At 67.6% G+C, this 18,090-nt stretch carries 18 protein-coding genes; 10 read left to right on the forward strand and 8 right to left on the reverse strand.

What is annotated here, in order from left to right; genetic code table 11:
- Window positions 1-74: 74 nt before the first annotated feature.
- A complete protein-coding gene (locus ACEN98_RS18415) occupies window positions 75-995 on the forward strand; it encodes an MBL fold metallo-hydrolase (RefSeq protein WP_413337778.1) in 921 nt (306 codons plus the stop codon).
- A gap of 19 nt (window positions 996-1,014) precedes the next feature.
- On the opposite strand, the gene ACEN98_RS18420 is transcribed toward ACEN98_RS18415, so the two are convergent.
- Window positions 1,015-1,674 carry a glutathione S-transferase family protein gene (locus tag ACEN98_RS18420; protein WP_413386283.1) on the reverse strand — a complete coding sequence of 220 codons (660 nt, stop codon included), beginning with the start codon at window positions 1,672-1,674 and terminating at the stop codon, window positions 1,015-1,017.
- Window positions 1,675-2,058: 384 nt separating this feature from the next.
- Between ACEN98_RS18420 and arr the strand changes: the two genes are divergently transcribed.
- Window positions 2,059-2,514 (forward strand): NAD(+)--rifampin ADP-ribosyltransferase, encoded by a 456-nt coding sequence (gene arr / locus ACEN98_RS18425; RefSeq protein ID WP_413337776.1) that lies wholly within the window; start codon window positions 2,059-2,061, stop codon window positions 2,512-2,514.
- Between the two features lie 9 nt (window positions 2,515-2,523).
- Here the strand turns inward: arr and ACEN98_RS18430 are convergent, their stop codons facing one another.
- From ACEN98_RS18430 to ACEN98_RS18445, 4 genes are all read right to left on the reverse strand, one after another.
- Entirely contained in the window at window positions 2,524-3,711 is a 1,188-nt protein-coding gene (locus tag ACEN98_RS18430) for a PEP-CTERM sorting domain-containing protein (RefSeq protein WP_413386284.1), read from the reverse strand.
- A 119-nt stretch (window positions 3,712-3,830) separates the two neighbouring features.
- Window positions 3,831-4,655 carry a PP2C family protein-serine/threonine phosphatase gene (locus ACEN98_RS18435; protein WP_413386285.1) on the reverse strand — a complete coding sequence of 275 codons (825 nt, stop codon included), beginning with the start codon at window positions 4,653-4,655 and terminating at the stop codon, window positions 3,831-3,833.
- A gap of 65 nt (window positions 4,656-4,720) precedes the next feature.
- Window positions 4,721-5,875 (reverse strand): GAF domain-containing protein, encoded by a 1,155-nt coding sequence (locus ACEN98_RS18440; RefSeq protein ID WP_413386286.1) that lies wholly within the window; start codon window positions 5,873-5,875, stop codon window positions 4,721-4,723.
- Window positions 5,872-6,882: a serine/threonine-protein kinase gene (locus ACEN98_RS18445; protein ID WP_413386287.1), complete on the reverse strand. Its 1,011-nt coding sequence runs from the start codon at window positions 6,880-6,882 to the stop codon at window positions 5,872-5,874. Before ACEN98_RS18445 ends, ACEN98_RS18440 begins: the two co-directional genes overlap by 4 nt.
- A 68-nt stretch (window positions 6,883-6,950) precedes the next feature.
- Between ACEN98_RS18445 and ACEN98_RS18450 the strand changes: the two genes are divergently transcribed.
- From ACEN98_RS18450 to ACEN98_RS18475, 6 genes are all read left to right on the forward strand, one after another.
- The gene (locus ACEN98_RS18450) at window positions 6,951-7,514 is read left to right on the forward strand and encodes a DNA-3-methyladenine glycosylase I (RefSeq protein WP_413386288.1); all 564 of its coding nucleotides are present in this window, start codon (window positions 6,951-6,953) and stop codon (window positions 7,512-7,514) included.
- Window positions 7,515-7,518: 4 nt separating this feature from the next.
- Window positions 7,519-9,180: an FAD-dependent 5-carboxymethylaminomethyl-2-thiouridine(34) oxidoreductase MnmC gene (gene mnmC / locus ACEN98_RS18455; protein ID WP_413386289.1), complete on the forward strand. Its 1,662-nt coding sequence runs from the start codon at window positions 7,519-7,521 to the stop codon at window positions 9,178-9,180.
- A 70-nt stretch (window positions 9,181-9,250) separates the two neighbouring features.
- Window positions 9,251-9,961, forward strand: coding sequence for a sensor histidine kinase (locus ACEN98_RS18460; protein ID WP_371765122.1), 711 nt, complete (start codon window positions 9,251-9,253; stop codon window positions 9,959-9,961).
- Window positions 9,958-11,625: a tetratricopeptide repeat protein gene (locus ACEN98_RS18465; protein ID WP_413386290.1), complete on the forward strand. Its 1,668-nt coding sequence runs from the start codon at window positions 9,958-9,960 to the stop codon at window positions 11,623-11,625. Before ACEN98_RS18460 ends, ACEN98_RS18465 begins: the two co-directional genes overlap by 4 nt.
- A 114-nt stretch (window positions 11,626-11,739) precedes the next feature.
- Window positions 11,740-12,357, forward strand: coding sequence for a type II CAAX prenyl endopeptidase Rce1 family protein (locus ACEN98_RS18470; protein ID WP_413386291.1), 618 nt, complete (start codon window positions 11,740-11,742; stop codon window positions 12,355-12,357).
- A gap of 96 nt (window positions 12,358-12,453) precedes the next feature.
- The gene (locus ACEN98_RS18475; protein WP_413386292.1) at window positions 12,454-14,556 is read left to right on the forward strand and encodes a molybdopterin cofactor-binding domain-containing protein; all 2,103 of its coding nucleotides are present in this window, start codon (window positions 12,454-12,456) and stop codon (window positions 14,554-14,556) included.
- Between the two features lie 15 nt (window positions 14,557-14,571).
- On the opposite strand, the gene ACEN98_RS18480 is transcribed toward ACEN98_RS18475, so the two are convergent.
- Complete coding sequence (locus ACEN98_RS18480; RefSeq protein WP_413386293.1) at window positions 14,572-14,787, reverse strand: hypothetical protein; 216 nt, start codon at window positions 14,785-14,787, stop codon at window positions 14,572-14,574.
- Window positions 14,745-15,359 carry a PhaM family polyhydroxyalkanoate granule multifunctional regulatory protein gene (locus ACEN98_RS18485; protein ID WP_413386294.1) on the reverse strand — a complete coding sequence of 205 codons (615 nt, stop codon included), beginning with the start codon at window positions 15,357-15,359 and terminating at the stop codon, window positions 14,745-14,747. The genes ACEN98_RS18480 and ACEN98_RS18485 overlap by 43 nt, the downstream gene beginning before the upstream one ends.
- Before the next feature lie 126 nt (window positions 15,360-15,485).
- Between ACEN98_RS18485 and ACEN98_RS18490 the strand changes: the two genes are divergently transcribed.
- The gene (locus tag ACEN98_RS18490) at window positions 15,486-16,637 is read left to right on the forward strand and encodes a DUF3108 domain-containing protein (RefSeq protein WP_413386295.1); all 1,152 of its coding nucleotides are present in this window, start codon (window positions 15,486-15,488) and stop codon (window positions 16,635-16,637) included.
- Window positions 16,638-16,640: 3 nt separating this feature from the next.
- Entirely contained in the window at window positions 16,641-17,399 is a 759-nt protein-coding gene (locus ACEN98_RS18495) for a DUF3108 domain-containing protein (RefSeq protein WP_413386296.1), read from the forward strand.
- On the opposite strand, the gene ACEN98_RS18500 is transcribed toward ACEN98_RS18495, so the two are convergent.
- Window positions 17,389-18,027 carry a pyridoxamine 5'-phosphate oxidase family protein gene (locus tag ACEN98_RS18500; protein WP_413386297.1) on the reverse strand — a complete coding sequence of 213 codons (639 nt, stop codon included), beginning with the start codon at window positions 18,025-18,027 and terminating at the stop codon, window positions 17,389-17,391. The genes ACEN98_RS18495 and ACEN98_RS18500 overlap by 11 nt on opposite strands.
- Window positions 18,028-18,090: the final 63 nt, after the last annotated feature.

Below are 18,090 nucleotides of genomic sequence, written 5' to 3' on the forward strand. Positions count from 1 at the left end.
GCATGGCTTCTGGCCCGCGGTCTTCGTCTCTACGATGCATCCATGCCCGATCCCCGGGCCTCTTTCAGGAGACCATGATGCTTACCGTAGATACCCCGTTGCGCCCCGCCAGCCACGGCCCCGAAGAACTGGTGCCGTCCCGTTACGCGCTGAAGGTCGGCGACATCGACGTGATGGTGGTCAGCGACGGCGTGCTGCCGCTGCCCGCCACGACGATGGCGACCAACGCCGATCCGGCCGAGCTGGCGGACTGGCTCGATCACATGTTCCTGCCGCCCGATAAATTCGACTGGCCGCTGAACGTGCTCGTCGTGCGCAGCGGCGACCAGACCATCCTCGTCGATGCCGGTGTCGGCACGCAGTTCCCGGGCTTCCCGCGCGCCGGCCAGTTCCCGGCGCGGCTGGAGGCCGTCGGCATCGATCTCGCGTCCGTGACGGACATCGTCATCACCCACATGCACATGGATCACGTGGGCGGACTGCTGGCGCCCGGCGTGAAGGAGAGACTGCGTCCGGACGTGCGTATCCACGTGACCGACGCCGAAGTGAAATTCTGGGCGTCGCCCGATTTCTCGCTGACGGTCATGCCGGACGCGGTGCCGCCCGTGCTGCGCTCGACGGCCGCGCGCTTCCTCGACGAATACCGCGACCGGCTGCAGGTCTTCGAGGAGCGCCGCGAAGTCGCGCCGGGCGTGGTGGCGCGGCGCACCGGCGGCCATACGCCCGGCCATTGCGTGGTCGACCTGGCGTCCGGCGGCAAGCGGCTGATGTTCGCCGGCGATGCCGTCTTTCCCGTCAACTTCGAGCATCCCGGCTGGCAGAACGGTTTCGAACACGATCCGGAAGAAGCGGCCAGGGTGCGCGACCGCCTGTTCCGCGAGCTGATGATTGATGGCGGACTGCTGGTTGCGGCGCACCTGCCGTTCCCGTCCATCGGGCGGGTGATGGCGGATGGCGACGCGTACCGCTACGTGCCGGTGTTCTGGGATTACTGACGCCGGCGTTCGGTCGCGCTCAGTCGCGGTCGGGCGCACCCAGCGGGAACAGGGGACGGTACTGCCGCGCCTCGTCCACCGCGCGGGCGAACGACGGCCGCGCCAGCAGGCGCGCGCGGTAGGCGCGCAGCGTCGGGTACTGCGGCCCGATCGGATGCGTCCAGTCCGCGTAGAACAGCGCGGGCGCGGCGGCGCAGTCCGCGAGCGAGAACGTGTCGCCGGCCGCCCACGTGCGCCCGGCCAGGTAGCCTTCAAGCCATTCGTAGGCGAGTTCCAGTTTTTCCGCCGCCGTCGCGACGGCGTCCGCGCGTTTGGCCGCATCGCCCGTCAGCGCGCCGTTCACCGCGTGCTGGACCATGTTCATCACGTGCAGGTCGAAGAAGCGGTCCATGAAGCGCACGTCCAGCGCCGCGAGCGGATCGTCCGGCAGCAGGCGCACGGGCCCCGGATGCGTCTGGTGCAGGTATTCGATGATGATGCTCGTCTCGACGACGTTGCGCGCGCCGTCGACGAGGAGCGGGAATTTGCGCAGCGGCCAGCGCTGCAGCCACTGCGCCGCGTGCTGCGGCGTGTCCGGCCCGAGGCAGCGGAACTCGAAAGGCGTGTCGTTCTCGTACAGCGCGACGAGCACTTTTTGCGTGTACGACGAGAAGGGATGACCGTAGAGCGCGAGCGTCATGGGAGTTCTCAGCCGTTGCCCACGGCGCAGGGTAGCCCGGGTTGCGGGACTGTTCGGGGGGTGTCCAGTATCTCCGGTGTGGTAATTTGTCGTCAATACTAATGTCATCTCAGTGGTCAAGCGTGAACCTGTGACTTCATCCTTTCAGTATGATGAAGAATGACATTCCCGGTTTCATGCATGAATCGCCTGATAAACAACCTGCCGTTTCTGCTTGCCGCACTGGCTTGCTCGTCGCCGTCGGCAGCCGACGTGTCCTGCGCGCAGCAGATGGGCCAGCAACGCGCGGCGCTGTAACATGCTCGCGGGCGAGTCGTATCGCCCCAAAGGCGGTGAGCGGATTGCCCTCGTCAAGCACATCAAGTTGTTGAAATAAGAGGCCGTATGGATCATCAAGATTGGACTCCCGTTACCCACGAATCCTGCGACAACGTCCCGGGCCCGTTCTACCACGGCACCAGAATCCGTTTCCAGCCGGGCGACGTATTAATTCCGGGCCACGCCTCCAATTTCGAGGAAGGCCGCGTTTCCAACAACGTGTATTTCAGCGCCTCGATGGAGGCCGCGATCTGGGGGGCCGAACTGGCGACGGCGCTCGGCGGCGCCGAGGGACGGGGGCATGTGTATATCGTGGAACCCACGGGGACGTTCGAGGACGATCCCAACCTGACGAATAAACGCTTTCCCGGCAATCCCACGCGCTCGTACCGCACGCGGACGCCGCTCAGGATCGTCGGGGAGGTGGCGGATTGGCAGGGGCACCCGCCGGAGGTGATCCGGCAGATGCTCGACCACCTGGAAGAATTGCGGCGCGCGGGGCGTGCCGTGATCGAAGACTAGAACACCGGCTCAGTCGCGCGACCGTTTCTTCGCGCGGCGCGCGGCCAGCAGCGCGGCCACGCCGGCGCCGGCCAGCCACAGCGTGCCCGGTTCCGGCACGTCGCCGTGCGGTTTGGTCGGGTTTTTGCCTGGGTCCTTGCCGGGATCGTTGGTTTGGCCAGGCTGGTCCGTCGGCAGCAGCGTGCCGGGGATCGTCGGGTTTTTCGTGCCGGGATCGGTGGCCGGTTGCGTGCCGTCGGCGCCGGGCGATGTTCCGTCCGGCGTCGTTCCGTCCGTCGTGCCGTCAGGCGTCGTGCCGCCCGTCTTGCCCGGATCGCTGCCACCGCCGGAACCGCCGTTGCCCGGCGTGCCGGTGCCCGGGCCGCTGTCGGTACCGGTTTGCACGGTGTCGCTCGACACCTTGGCCAGCGATACCGGCAAGGCGCCGCCGTCCCAGATGGGGCCCATGCCGGCACCCGGGATGCCGTTCAGGCCGAAGCTGGTGCGCGTGGGCGCCGTGCCGCCGGTCTGCGCCGTCTCGCCGGTTCCGAAGGTCTGCAACTGGTAGCCGTGGCCAGCCGGGTTGGTGTCGGCCGCGTACCCGACCTGTTCCATGGTGCCTTCGTCCTGCTGGGCCTCTTCGACGGAAGAATCGAGTTCTTCCTCGCTGGGTCCCTTGGCTTCGACGGGCAGCTGGGGCACGTCGGAAATGCGGTTGCCGCAGCGCGTGCGGATCTCGTTCTGGCCGTCGGACAGCAGCGTTTCGCCTTTGGCCAGCTGGAGTTTCTTCGCCGTCCAGAACACCTTGTCGCCCTTGCGGTACGAGACGTACACGGCGCGCGGCTTGTCGACGGTCCTGACGGTGGTCTTGCTTGCCTCGAATGCCGCGTAATGCGCCGCCACGACCTGGTCCACGGCGATGGCATGCGTGAGTTCCTTGCGGTCGAGGACGCCGCCGGGCACGATCGAATATGGATAGACGCGGCGCGTCTTCTTCGTCTCCACCTGGGCCGCGGTGCGCAGCACGGCCGGCACCGGCGTCGCGGCGGCGGCCGGCGCATGCGCCTGCGCGGACACCGTCGGCGCCGTGGACTCGTGCATCGCGTACGCGTACAGCGCGGCGCACGCCACCACGCCCAGCACGCCGACAGCGGCCAGGCGCTGTTTCAGACGCGACCCCTTTCTGCTTCGGCGAATGTAGGCGCTGCGGTAGTCCATACGAGGTTTGTAAGAGTGATAGTAGGAGATCTCCTACAGAGTATCATCTTTCCTCGTGTCAAATCTACATTATTCTAGAGAAATTCTATTTGCATAGTGTAAATAGCGACACTTGCCGTTCAGCGCTCGACGAGTGCCAGCACGGCCGTAATGTTGTCGCGGCTGCCATGCGCCTTGGCGAGGGCGATCAGCTCGGCGCAGCAGTGCTCCAGCGCCTGCGCATGCGCGCCGGCCAGCACCTGCTCGATGGCGGCGTGCGGCGTGTTGCCGTACAAGCCGTCGCTGCACAGCAGGTATAAATCGCCGGGATGGGATGTGCATGCCTTGACGTCGGGCGCGATGGCGGCCGTCGGGCCGATCGCCTGCAGTAGCAGGTTACGCGGCGGGAAGTCGCCGGAAACGCCCGCTTCCAGCGCCTGCTGGTACATCGTCTGGTCGCGCGTGAGCACGGCCAGTTCGCCGTCGCGGTAGCGGTACAGGCGGCTGTCGCCGACGTGGAAGATGACGAGCGGGCCGCCCGGCAGGCTTTGCCAGAAGCCCGTCAGCGTGGTGCCCATGCCGCTGCCTTCGCCGCGGCCGCCTTGCACATTCGCGCCGTACACGCGCGCATTGGCGGCGTCGACGGCTTCGTGCACGGCCACGACGGCGGGCATGTGTTCGTCCTGCCAGGTCGCGTCCGGGTCGGCCGCATCGCCGGGCGAGGATTTTTTCGGGTCGGCGGCGGCGAGCGCATCGCGCACGGTTTCCAGGGCCAGGCAGGCTGCGATTTCGCCGCCGTCGTGACCGCCCATGCCATCTGCGACGGCCACCAGGCGGAGCAGGGGATCGATGAGGAAGTTGTCTTCGTTGGACTGGCGTACGAGGCCGACGTCGGTCAATCCGTACGCGCTGCCGAAGGCGAGACGGTGGTAGATGCTCGGGGTTAGCTGCTTCCAGGTGCTCATCGAACGCGGTGGATATCAATACAGGTGCGGCATGCTAGCACGCTGCCCTGGAGGGTTGGCGATTTTCACGGCAGCCGCAGGACGCCGCTGACCGTGAAGCGGATCTCGCCCGGCCTGTCGCCCGGCGCCGTCTCGATGCGCAGGTCGGACAGGCCCTCGCGGTGGCTGCCCGCGACGAGTGCCGCGACGGTATCCAGCAGCCTGTCCGCGCGTTCGGGCGGCAGCGCCGCGGGTGCCGCGGCCGGGCCGAAGTACTGGTCGAGCAGCGCCGCGAAATCGCGCCGCGTCGTCACGCAGAACACGGGGCGCGACTGCGGGAACAGCGTGGCGACGGCATTGTCCGCCCTGACTTTGTCCGGGTCGATGCAGACGACGTACAGCGCATGCTCGTTGCGCTCCACCGGCAGCCACTGGCGCACTTCGGCGGCCGCGCGGTCCATGCCGTCGAGGAGTTCCGCCGGCACGCGCCGCCCCGGGTGGAAGGCGAGATAGGGCACGGCGAAATGGTCCGCGAGGGCGCGCCCGACGACGGGCAGTTTCACCTTGAAGTCGTCGAGCAGCACGTCCTCGACGTCGCGGCCCTGCGCGCGCGCCTGTGCCACCGCCTGCTCGACCTGCTCGCGTCCCAGCGCGCGGGATCCCAGCGCGCCGACGAAGCCCGTGCGCTCGCGCCTCGCTTCCTGCCGGCGCTGGGCGAATGCGATGGCGAGCGTGTCGCACAGGTAGCGCGCGCCTTCGACGACCGTGCTGTCGAACGGGCCGCCGCGCAGGTTGTTGATCAGCTGGAGGACGCCGATGACTTCGCTGTCGTGCATGATCGGGACGACCAGCATCTGCGTCGTGCGGTAGCCCGTGCGCCGGTCGACGCCCTGCTGGAAGCGCAGGTCGGCCGCGTAGCGCTGCAGTTCGGCGGCATCGTAGACGTCGTTCAGGTTGAGCAGCCGGCGCGCCAGCGCGGCGTAGCCGGCCACGCTCTGCGCGGAGATCGGCAGGCGCAGCTGGCGGAACGACGCCATCCCCGTCTTGATCTTGGAGACGAGGCTCGCCTTGTCCTCGCCGACCGTGTAGATCGTCAGGCGGTCCGCGCCGAACAGCGTGCAGATGCCTTCGGACAGGTCGAGCATGATCTCGTCGACGTTGCGCGTGGCGTGGATGCGCGTCGTGAGCTGCTGCAGGCGGCGGAAGAAGTCGCCGTTCGCCACGATGGTCGCGTCGCTCATGGCCGGGTCATGGGCGCGAGACGCGTCGCGTCGGCGTCTTCGACACGGGTCGCATCCGCATCGTCCGGCACATGGCGCACGACATCGGCCGGGGAGCGGGGCGTGACCGTGTCCAGCGGACGCCACAGGTCGGGAAACAGCGGTGATGCGAGCGTATCGCCGTCGAGCGCGCGCCGCAGATCGTCGCGGAACGCTTCGGCGCTGGGGTAGCGATGTTCCGGGCGCTTGGCGAGGGCGCGCAGCACGACGCGGTCGAAGGCCGGGCCGAGCAGGGGATTCAGCAGGGTCGGCGGGACGGGGTGGTCGTGCAGGATCTTCTGCTGCACCGCGAACATGCCGGCGCCGCGGAACGGCCGCTCGTTGGTGAGAAACTGGTACAGGATGATCCCGACGGCGAAGATGTCCGACTGCGGGCCGACGGCCTGGCCCGTGATCTGTTCGGGTGCCATGAAACTGGGCGTGCCGACCATCTCCGCGCCGTCGGCATCCTGTACCGCCGCGTTCAGCGCGGCCATGTGGGCGACGCCGAAGTCCGTCAGTTTCACGGAGAGGTCGTGGCTCAGCATCACGTTGGCCGGCTTGATGTCGCGGTGGATCACGCCGTTGCGGTGCGCGTAGCCGAGGGCGTCGAGCAGCTCGCACGTCATGCGCACGGCATCCTCGAGCGTGAACTCGAGGTGGAAGTCCTGGGTCATGTCGAAGTAGGCCGCCAGCTCTTCGCCGCGCACCAGTTCCATCACCATGTAGGCGACGCCGTCTTCCTCGCCGAAGTCGTACAGGCCGACGATGTGCGGATGGTTCAGCCGCGCGACGGCCTGCGCCTCGCGGATGAAGCGGGCCGAATACGACGCGTGCAGCTCCGGATCGGCATCGCAGGCGGTGGAGATGACCTTGATCGCGACGCTGCGGTCCAGGCGCGGATCGAGGCCTTCATAGACCTCGCCCATGGCGCCGCGTCCGAGCACGCGCACGATCCGGTATCTGCCTAGCTGCGTCGGTTGGTTCATGGGCGCAAGTGTAAATCAAATTACCATGCCGACAATGAAAATCGGCGCCGCGGGTTTATACTTGATGTATGAACGACACCCGCTGCACCTGGGCCAACATGGCCAACCCACGCTACATCGCTTATCACGACCACGAGTGGGGCGTACCCTGCCACGACGAGACGACGCTGTTCGAAATGCTCAACCTCGAAGGCGCGCAGGCCGGGCTGTCGTGGGAAACGATCCTGAACAAACGCGACAACTACCGCCTCGCCTTCGACGGCTGGGACGCGGACAAGATCGCGAACTACGACGATGCCAAGGTCGCGGAACTGCTCGCGAATCCCGGCATCGTGCGCAACCGCCTGAAGGTCGCGGCCGCCATCAACAATGCGCAAGCGTACCTGCGCCTGCGCGAACAGGGCTTGACCCTCGACGACTACCTGTGGGCCTTCGTGGACGGCAAGCCCATCGTCAACGACTGGCCGGACGGCGCGCGGCCGGCCCGTACCGAGCTGTCCGACCGCATCTCGAAAGACCTGGCCAGGCGGAGCTTCAAGTTCGTCGGCTCGACCATCGTGTATGCCTACATGCAGGGCATCGGCATGGTCGACGATCACGATCGCGCCTGCCTGTGCCGCCGCCGGAGGTGATGTCATGGACTACCGTGCCTGCTGGTGCACCCGGGCCCGCTATACCGTCTTCGATTCGCATTACGGCGACGGCGCCGCGGTCCGCGTCCTGACGGACGTCTGGCGCACCGATCCGCACCGTTCTCCCAATCTTCACATCGTCGCCCTGTGCGACCACCTGCTGCCGGGCTTCCACCGCATGCCGCAGGCGGAGCCGGGCGTCACGCTGGACCTGATCAGCGCACCGCTGGCGGACGCGCTGGCCCAGCTGACGGCGCGCGTCGACATGTTCCGCCTGCACGACATCGAACACGCAGGCTCGGACTTCGCGCGCCACGTCGCGCGCGTGGCCGCGCAGGACGCCACGCTGCAGGCGCAAGGCCTCACGCAAGACCAGGTCGCCGCACTGGCGGCGCAGGGCTTCGTGTTCGACGCGGATGGCCGCCACGCGCGCTTCGCCAGCCGCAAGCCACGGCCGCCCGCACCGCCGGCGCCCGAACGCCGCGCGATCGTGCTGGGTGCCGGCATCGCCGGTTCCGCCGCGGCCGAGCGCCTGTGTGCGCGCGGCTGGCAGGTGACGGTCGTCGACCGCCAGCCGCAGCCCGCGATGGAAGCGTCGGGCAACCGCGCGGGCATCTTCATGCCGCTGCTGTCGAAGGACGACAACGTGCCCACGCGCCTGACGCGCGCCGCCTACCTGTACGCGCTGCGCCACTGGGAGCGCCTGGGCGGCATCGGCCGCGCCATCGAGGGCGACAAATGCGGCGTGCTGCAGCTGGCGCGCGACGCCGGCCACGCGGACGTGCAGCGCGCCATCGCCGCCGATACGTCGCTGCCGCCCGATTTCGCCGAGTGGCTGGAACGCCCGGAGGCGGAAGCGCTGCTCGGCGGCCTGCCGGCGCCGGACGGCGGCTGGCTGTTCCGCGGCGCCGGCTGGGCGCGGCCCGGCAGCGTGTGCGCGGCGATGCTGGATGCGTGCGGCGGGCGCCTGGAGCGTAAATTCGGCGTGGGCGACGTGCGCATCGAACGCGACGGCGAGCAGTGGCACCTGACGAACGAGCACGGCATCGTGGTCGCGCGGGCGCCGAACCTGATCCTGGCCAACGGCGCCGGCGCCGCGCAGGTGCCGCAGGCCGCGCCGCTGCCATTGACGATGCTGCGCGGGCAGGTGTCGCACGTGCCGGCCGACATGGTGCCGAAACTGCCCGTCGTGCTGTGCCGCGAGGCGTATCTGACGCCGCCGTCCGGGGGCGTGTGCAGCGCCGGCGCGACCTACGACGCCGATCCGAATCCCGCGCTGTCGCCCGAGAGCCACGCGGAAAACCTGGAGCGCCTGCGCGGCCTGCTGTCCGATCCGCATGCGGCGGCGGATGCGCCGCTGGCGGGGCGCGTGGGTTTTCGTTGCGTGGCGCCGGACCGCCTGCCGCTCGTCGGCCGCCTGCCGGATTTCGCCGCCGCCGGCACCACCGAGCGCCTGCGCGACGTGCCGCGCCATCCGGGACTGTACGGACTGCTCGGCTATGCGTCGCGCGGCCTGATCTGGGCCGGTCTGGCGGCCGAACTGCTCGCCGCCCAGATCGAAGGCGAGCCGCTGCCATTGGAGTCCAGCCTGGTCGACGCGCTCGATCCGGCCCGCTTCGTGTTGCGCGCACGCCGCGCGCCGCGGGGTCCGCAGCCTGAAAATTGATTTCTTTCGGGCAACCGAAAGTTTCAAAGGTATAATGTGTGCCAAGCAACATTTCACACCTGATCCAGCCATGGACGACACCCCCGACGCGCCCGAACTGTCGCTGTTTCTCGCCTCGACCGCGCATGACATGAAGAATTCGATCAGCGTCCTGTCCGGGACGCTGGAGCGGCTTCTTGTCGACGCATCTCCGCAGACGGAATCGGCGTACCCGCAGATGGCGCACATGCTGTACCAGACGAAGCGCCTGAACGACAACCTGATGCAGTTGCTCGCGCTGTACAAGCAGGTGGGCACGCCCGCGTACCCGTTCGACGTGCAGCCGCTCGAGCTGGGCCAACTGGTCGACCAGGTGGTGGCGCTGGAGCGCGTGCTGCTGAAGTCGCGCGGCCTGAAGCTGGAACTCGATTACGACGCGGACCTCGTCTGGCACTTCGACGAAGACCTGATCGTGGGCGTGCTGTCGCATGCGATCAACAACGCCATCCACTACACCTGCGACACGGTGCGGCTGGCGATCCGCGTCACCGACGACAACTGGCTCGAACTGCGCGTGGAAGACAACGGCCCCGGTTATCCGCCGGCGCTGTTGAAGGCCGGCGCGATCGCCACCCGCGAAACGGCGGGCGGCATGAACTTCCTGACCAACAGCGCGGGCCTGGGCCTGTATTTTTCCAGCGAAGTCGCGCGCATGCACCAGCACCGCGAGCGGCGCGGCACGCTGCGCCTGGAAAACGGCGGCCGCTACGGCGGCGGCTGCTTCATCCTGAACCTGCCATGAACGCTTCCGCCAAGGCCGTCAACGAAATCGACTGGGCCGACAAGAACTATCTCGTCGTCGACGACTTCGTCGGCGTGCGCCAGCTGCTGCGCGAAGCCCTGCGCAGCCTGGGCGCGAAGAACATCGACCAGGCCTCGTCCGGCGGCGAGGCGATGGGCCTGCTGGCGCGCATCCGCTACGACGTCGTCCTGTGCGACTACAACCTGGGCGACGGCAAGAACGGCCAGCAGGTGCTGGAGGAAGCGCGCGTGCGCAACCTCGTCAACCCAAGCACCGTGTGGCTGATGGTGTCGGCCGAAAAGAGCGTGGAATCGGTGATGGGCGCGGCCGAGCATCAGCCGGACGCCTACCTGATCAAGCCGATCACGGAAGGCGTGCTGCTCACGCGGCTCAATCGCGTGTGGCACAAGAAGCAGGTCTTCCGCCTCATCGACCAGGCCTATGCGGAGAAGGACTACCTGCGCGCGGCGCGCCTGTGCGATGCCGCCATCGAAGGCCACAAGGCGCACGAGATCGACCTGCTGCGCATGAAGGCCAAGCTGATGGAAAAGAGCGGCGAGCCGGTGAAGGCGCGCGAGGTGTACGAGCGCGTGCTGGAGCAGCGCGAATACCAGTGGGCGCGCGCCGGCATCGCCAAGATCCGCATGGCCAACGGCGAATTCGAACAGGCGCGGCAAGCCTTCCAGAGCGTGATCGCGGAGAACCGCTATTACATCGACGCGTACGACCAGCTCGCGCTGACCTATCAGAACCTGGGCAAGCTGGACGAGGCGTGCGCGATCCTCGAGCGCGCGGCAAAACTGTCGCCGAATTCCGTGCCGCGCCAGCGCAATCTCGGCAACGTGGCGCTCAAGGTGGGCAACGTGCAGATGGCGGAGCAGGCCTTCCGCAAGTGCATCCTGATCGGCGAGTATTCCATCATGAAGACACCCGACGCCTACCTCGGGCTGGCGCGCGTGTGCGGCCAGAAGAACGATGCGAAGGAAGCGCTGCGGCTGCTGCTGCAGGTCCAGCGCGAGTTCGCCGCCGACCATCCGGACATCGCGCTGCGTTCCAAGATCACCGAGGGTCTCGTCTACCACGAGAGCGGCGACTACCGGCGCGCGCGCAAGGCCGGCGACGAGCTGGAAGCGCTGCTGAACGCGACGGAGGACCGGCCCGACATTCCGACCTGCCTGGAACTGGCCACGCTGCTGTTCGCGGTGGGCGTGAAGGATGCGCCGGTGGAGCTGCTGTGCTACGTGATCCGCAACAACCACGACAACCCGCTGCTGCTCGACGAAGTGCAGAAGATCTTCGACAAGGCGCGCCTCGGCGACGAGGGCCTGGAGTTCATCCGCGCCTCCAAGAAGGAAGCCACGGACCTGATGAACCAGGGCGTGCTGCTGTGGAAGACGGGCAAGCTGAAGGATGCCGTCGAGTGGATGCGCCAGGCGCGCAAGAAGGTGCCGAACAACCAGCGCATCCTGTTCAACGCGGCCCAGATCCTCGTCTCGCACATGCAGCAGCACGGCTACGACACCGCGTTATCGAGCGAAGCGTACGAGGTGCTGCACCACGTCGACCGCCTGCTGCCGGGGCAGCAGCGCTTCGCGCAGCTGATGGAACAGTTGGCGCAGCTGCAGCCGGTGGCGGAGAGTGGCGTGGTCGACGAGGTGGTGTAGTTGTCGGGTGCGCGCTCCGTTACCAGCGAATGGACGCCGAAGATTCGTGCCGAATTGAGTCAGTTGGCACGTTTCTGTTGGCGTCCAACACGTCGGCACCCTGCCGACGTCGGCATGTCCGGCCTGATCTGGCGCCTGGCGGTCATATTGCTTGCATATCTGGTGTCGTTTGCGATCGTGCTTTCACCGATACTGCTTGGGCTGACCAAGCTGCTCGGCGTGACATCGACGCTGGATTGGTCGGGCACCCGCATGGCGTTTGCGTCGGTGGTGGTCGCCCCACTGCTCGAGGAACTGGTCTTTCGGGCTGGCCTGCGCAGTGCGACCGCGACACTCGCGGTGCAGCCTGTGCTGATACCCCTTTTCATTGGGAGCTGGCAGGTCTCGCTCGTCCTGCTTGGCGTTGTTGCGGCTGTGATGTTCGTCGATCACGTTCGCCGGCGACACCTCGATGATGCGAGAAAATTTTCTCTACGCATGGCGCGAGGACGTGCCTTCCTGACTCGATATCGCCTGATCGTGTGGGGGAATGCGGTTGCGTTTGGCCTTGCTCACCTTGGCAATTTTACGATTGCGACCACCAATGGTTGGCTTGGGTGCCTGACAGTGTTCGTCGTCTCTTCGCAGATGATTACGGGAGTTGTCCTGAGTTACTTTCGCCTGCGTTATGGATTGTTCTCTGCAATGGCCTTCCACGCAATTTTCAATTCTAGTTGGTTGTTGTTTGACTGACGTGGCGTAATTCGCTACACGGTCTAGTGAAAATCATAATCCCGGCGGCACTGCCCGCCGTGTGAAAATTTGCCTTTGATTACAGCGGAGAGCGACGTGCGCATCGAACGGACCACCCACGCGGCGGTGACCCGCCGCGGCTTCCTCAAGTCCGCCGGCGGGCTCGTGCTCGGCTTTATGCTGCCTGTCCCCGGCCGCGCAGCCGCACCGGCACCGAACGCCTTCCTGCACATCGCGCCCGACGACACCGTCACCGTGATGGTCGACCGGCTCGAATTCGGCCAGGGCGTCCACACGGCGCTGCCGATGCTGATCGCCGAGGAGCTCGACGCCGACTGGTCGCGCGTGCGCGCCGAACTGGCGCCGGCCGGCGACGCCTACAAGGATCCGCTGTTCGGCATCCAGATGACGGGCAGTTCCATCTCCGTGGCGCACTCGTTCACGCATTACCGCGAGACCGGCGCGCGCGCCCGCGCGATGCTGATCGCCGCCGCGGCCGAGCAGTGGCAGGTCGCGCCGGCGTCGTGCACCACGTCGGCGGGCACGGTCATCGGCCCCGGCGGCCGCAAGGCGCGCTACGGCGCGTTGGCCGATGCGGCCATGAAGCTGCCGGTGCCGGCGACCGTCAAGCTGAAGGACGCGAAGGATTTCCAGCGCATCGGCAAGCCGACCGGACGCCTGGATGCGCGCGCCAAGTCGAGCGGCCGGCAGCAGTTCGGCATCGATTTTTCCCTGCCCGGCATGAAGGTGGCCGTGGTCGCGCGTCCGCCCGTGTTCGGCGCCCGGGTGCGCAGTCTCGATGCCGCCAGGGCGCGCGCGATCCAGGGCGTGGTGGACGTGGTCGAGGTGGCGGCCGGCAGCGGCGGTCGTGGCGTGGCCGTGATCGCGGATGGGTACTGGCAGGCGCAGCAGGGGCGCGATGCGCTCGTCATCGACTGGGATACGGACGCCGTCGACAAGCTCGATTCGGGCCGCCAACTGCGCGATTACCGCGCGCTTGCCGCCGCGCCGGCGCTGGCGCCGGCCTCGATCTCGGCCGTCTACGAATTCCCCTATCTCGCGCACGCGCCGATGGAACCGGTGAACTGCGTGGTCGACCTCCACGCGGATCGCTGCTCGGTGTGGGCGGGCGTGCAGTTCCAGACCTTCGACCAGACCGCCGTCGCGGCCGCGGCGGGGCTCAAGCTCACGCAGGTCACGTTGCACACGATGATGTCCGGCGGCGGATTCGGCCGCCGCGGCGTGACCACGTCGGACGACCTGGTCGAAGCGGTCAACGTCGCGAAGGCGTACGGGCGCGGCCCCGTGAAAATCATCTGGAGCCGCGAGGACGACATCAAGGGCGGCTACTATCGCCCGGCGCACGTGCACAAGGTCGACATCGGGCTCGATGGGAACGGCGACGTCGTCGCGTGGAACCATGTGATCGTCGGCCAGGCGATCAGCGCGGGCACGCCGTTCGAATCGGTGCTCATCAAGAACGGCGTGGATTCCACGACGACCGAGGGCATCGCCGAGGCGTATGCGTTGCCGGTAAAGCTGACGGTGCATCATCCGAAGGCGAACGTGCCGGTGCTGTGGTGGCGCGGGTCGGCGTCGAATCACACGGCGTTCGTCATGGAGACGCTGGTGGACGAAGTGGCGCACGCGGCCGGCGCCGACCCGGTCGCGTACCGCCGCAAGCTGCTGGGTGATAAACGCCCACGCCACCTGGCGGCGCTCGACCTGGCCGTGCAGAAGTCCGGCTACGGCAAGAAGCGGCTGGCCGAGGGCCGTGCCTGGGGCGTGGCCGTGCACGGCATGTCCGGCAGCGTGGTGGCCTACGTGGTCGAGGCGTCGGTCGAGAAGGGCGTGCCGAAGCTGCACAAGGTCACGGCTGGCGTGCATTGCAACCTGGCCGTCAATCCGCTGTCGATCGAGGCGCAGGTGCAGGGCGCCGTGCTGGCCGCCCTCGGCACCACGTTGCCCGGCGCCGCCATCACGTTCAGGGACGGCGTCGTCGAGCAGGGGAATTTCAACGACTACACGGTGGCGCGCATGCCGGACATGCCGCATGTGGACGTATTCATCGTGCCGTCCACCGAGCCGCCCACCGGCATGGGCGAGCCGGGCTTGCCGCCGCTGGCGCCGGCTTTCGCCAACGCCATCTTCCAGCTCACGGGCAAGCGCTTGCGCAAGCTGCCGTTCGAGCTCGGCTGACGGCCGGGGTGGACGTCAGGTCTTGTCGGTCTTCGACCGGCTGGTCCGCGTCTTGCCGTTGCTGCCGTTGCTGCCGTTGCCGCCGTTCGGCGCAGGCGGCTGCACCTTCGGCGCGTCCTTGGGCGCTTCCGCTTTCGGCGCCCCGCCTGCCTCCTTCGCGGGCGCTGCCGGCGCGGCGGCGCTCGGCGTCATCGCGTTGGCGACGGCCTGCGTAAATTGTTCCTGCAGCATGTTCCACCATGCGACGGCAGCCGGCATCGCCGCCGCGCCGGGTTGCCCGGCGCGTCCGCTGCGCCGGCGGCCTGCGGCGCGGCCGTGCCCGGCTGAGCCGTGCCGCCGCTGCCTGCCGCGGCGGCAGCCGGCGCCTTGGGTGCATCCGTCTTCGCGGCCGGCGTTGCCGGCTTGGCAGCGGCGCCCGCCTGGCCCTGCGCCCCGAAGAAGGGCGAGAACGGCATGGAGGCCATCTTTTCCGCGCTGACGCCGGACTGGCGCATCGCTTCGGCCATCGAGGCACCCATCGTCTTCAGCGTCATCAGCGTGCCGCGCTGCACTTCGAGGGCCTGGATGGTCCCGCGCAGCATGGACAGGTTCAGGTTCAGCCAGGACTCGACCGCCTTGAGGTCGGCGATGCGCTTGTCCAGGTCTTCGGTCGACATCGGCGGTGCGGCGATGCCAGCCATCCCCGGCATGCCGGGTATGCCTTGCATACCGGTGCCGGGGATCTGCATGGATCCCCACAGGTTCTTGACGAATTCCAGCGTGTCCGTCACGCCTGGCATGGCGGGTGCGGAGGGTTTCAGCATGGTGGTCTCTCCCTGGTTGGTGGCCGCTAGCGTAACAGATAAATAAGAGCCGACATAGATATGGTTGGATGCGATGGTTGGAAGCACAGGCCGGCAGTGCGCGGGCGGACCGGCTACACTAGGCGGATGAGCCCCGCATACGCCACGACCCGACGCCGCCGGCAACTGGCGCTGGGCGCGCTCACGGTCCTGTTGCATGTGCTCGTGTTCGTCTGGTTCGTGCGCCAGACGGGCCAGGTGCCCGACCCGTCCGCCCGCACGGGCCGCGCGCCCCTGACGGCCGAGCTGGTCGAGGCGCCGCAGCCGCGCCCGCTGCCGCCCGTGCCGCCACCGCAGCCGGCGCTGGAGCCGCCGCCGTTGCCCGAGATCGATCCGGAGCCCGTGGTGCCCGCCGCGCCGCCGCCCGGTCGTTCCGATGGGGCGTTGACGCCGGAATCGGACGGTCTCGCGGCGTCCGATGCGGCGGGACAGCAAACGGGGCAGGGTGGCGCCGCCGCCGGTGCGGACCCCGTACAATCCACGACACAGGACGCGGCGCCCCAGGCGCAGGTCCAGCAGGAAGCGGCACCGAAGCCCCAGCCGGCCGCGCCGGAAGCGCGCCGTTACAAGGTCGACATGCCGCCTTCGGCCGACATCACGCTCGACGTCGCGCGCACGGACGCGAACGGCACGAAGTGGAGCGGCGACGCGCTGCTGTCCTGGCGGGTGACGCCGTCCAGCTACCGCGTAAAGATCGAGGCCGGCATCCGCGTCGTGTTCGCGCACGTGAACCTGCTCACCCTCACGAGCGAGGGCACGGTTGGAGACGAAGGATTCGTCCCCACCTTGATGACGGAGAAGCGGCGCGGACGCGCCATGACGGCGACGCATTTCAATCGCCAGGAGGGCACGCTGACGTTTTCGGCATCCGGCGCGAAGTATCCGCTCGTGCCGGGCGCGCAGGATAAAGCCAGCGTGCCGCTGCAGTTGGCGGCCATCGCGCGCGGTGATTCGAAACAATTGTCGGGAAATATCGACATCCTTGTCGGCGAAGACCGCGACGCAAGCGTTTTCACCTTCACGGTGGCCGGACAGGAACAGCTCGACACGCCGCTGGGCCGCATCGCCACGTGGCACTTCGTGCGTCCACCGAAACCCGGCTCGTACAATTCGCGCCTGGAACTCTGGCTGGCGCCGGCCTATGGCTGGTATCCGGTACAGATCCGCAACGTCGAGGCGAGTGGGGCGGTGACGACCCAGACCGCGAGCAAAATCGTGATTCAACAAGCAGGAAGCTGATATATGAAAAATGTTTTGAAGACGGCAGGCGCAGGGGCAGTATTGATGACCGTGCTGGGCGGCCAGGCGGTCGCGGCGGAAGAACATCCGGCCATCAAGCGCCCGTTCGACCTGCCGCCGTCGGCCGACCTGACCTATTCCATCGGCGCGCGCCAGCGCGGCTTCAACCTGAGCGGCGATGCGACGCTCACCTGGCGCGTCAATGACAGTAAATATTCCGTCAACGCCGAGTCGCGCGTGGCGCTGCTGGGCAAGCTGACGGAAAACCGCAGCACGGGCATCGTCGACAACTGGGGCCTCGCACCGACGGAGTACTACGACAAGCGCTTCCGCAAGGATCCGACGACGGCCACCTTCGACCGCGACGGCAAGACCATCACCTTCAGCGACGGCGACAAGACGTATCCGATCAAGGGTGGCGAGCAGGACCGCGTGTCCGTCTCGTGGCAACTGGTGGCGGTCGCGCGCGCCGCGAAGGACAAGTTCAAGCCGGGATCGGAATGGCAGTTCTTCGTCATCGGCCCGCGCGACGCGGACCCGTGGACGTTCCGCGTCGTCGGCCGCGAGAAGGTGCAGGCCGGGGCGTCGCTGGGCGAAGTGGATGCCGTGCACGTGATGCGCGCGCCGCCGCCGGGTTCCAGGGACCAGTCGCTCGACATCTGGCTGGCGCCCGGCCACGAGTGGTATCCGGTCAAGCTGCGCTTCACCGACAACGACCGCGACTACGTCGAGCAGACGCTCGAACGCATCGTCAAGAAGTAGCCCAGTCCTTTACGTAGGCCGGCGCCGCGGCCGCGCAATGCGCGTCCGGCACCGGCGTCCCGCGCGCCTGTGCGAGCGGCAGCACGCCGGCCCACGCGGCGATGTGCATGTCCTCCTCGTCGTCGTTCGGCGGACCCGTACGCGCCTTGCACGCGGCTTCGGCCAGTGCAATGCGCATCACGGTCGTCGCCGCGAATTCCTTGTCGTTCCCCGGACGGATCCCCGCCTGCCGGCCCGGCGCCAGGTGCTCCATGAAGTCGGCCAGCGCGTCGCGCTTGGCGGGTTCGCCGACGACCTCGAAGCGGCCGTAGACCATCGCGCTGCGGTAATTCATCGAGTGATTGAAGGCGGAGCGCGCGAGCACGAGGCCGTCCACGTGCGTGATCGTCACGCAGCAATCCTGCTCCGTCAGGCGCTGCAGCATGCGGCTGCCGTTCGACCCGTGGATGTACAGGTAGTCGCCGCTGCGCCAGCAGGCGGTGGGGATGCAGTGCGTGCCGTGCGCGTCGGCGAAGGCGATGTGGCAGACGTAGGCGGCATCGACGATGGCGTGCAGCAGGGCGGGGTCGTAGGATGCGTTGCGCGCGATGCGCTTGACCTGGGTGCGGGTGGAGGGAGCGGTATTCATGGCCTCGATGCGGTGAATGGAAGCCGCACTATAATGGTCAAGTTGGCCCCAGCAACAGATCCA

Origin of the sequence: Massilia sp. CT11-137 (genome assembly GCF_047302885.1) — a bacterium.
Taxonomy (GTDB): domain Bacteria; phylum Pseudomonadota; class Gammaproteobacteria; order Burkholderiales; family Burkholderiaceae_D; genus Telluria; species Telluria orientalis.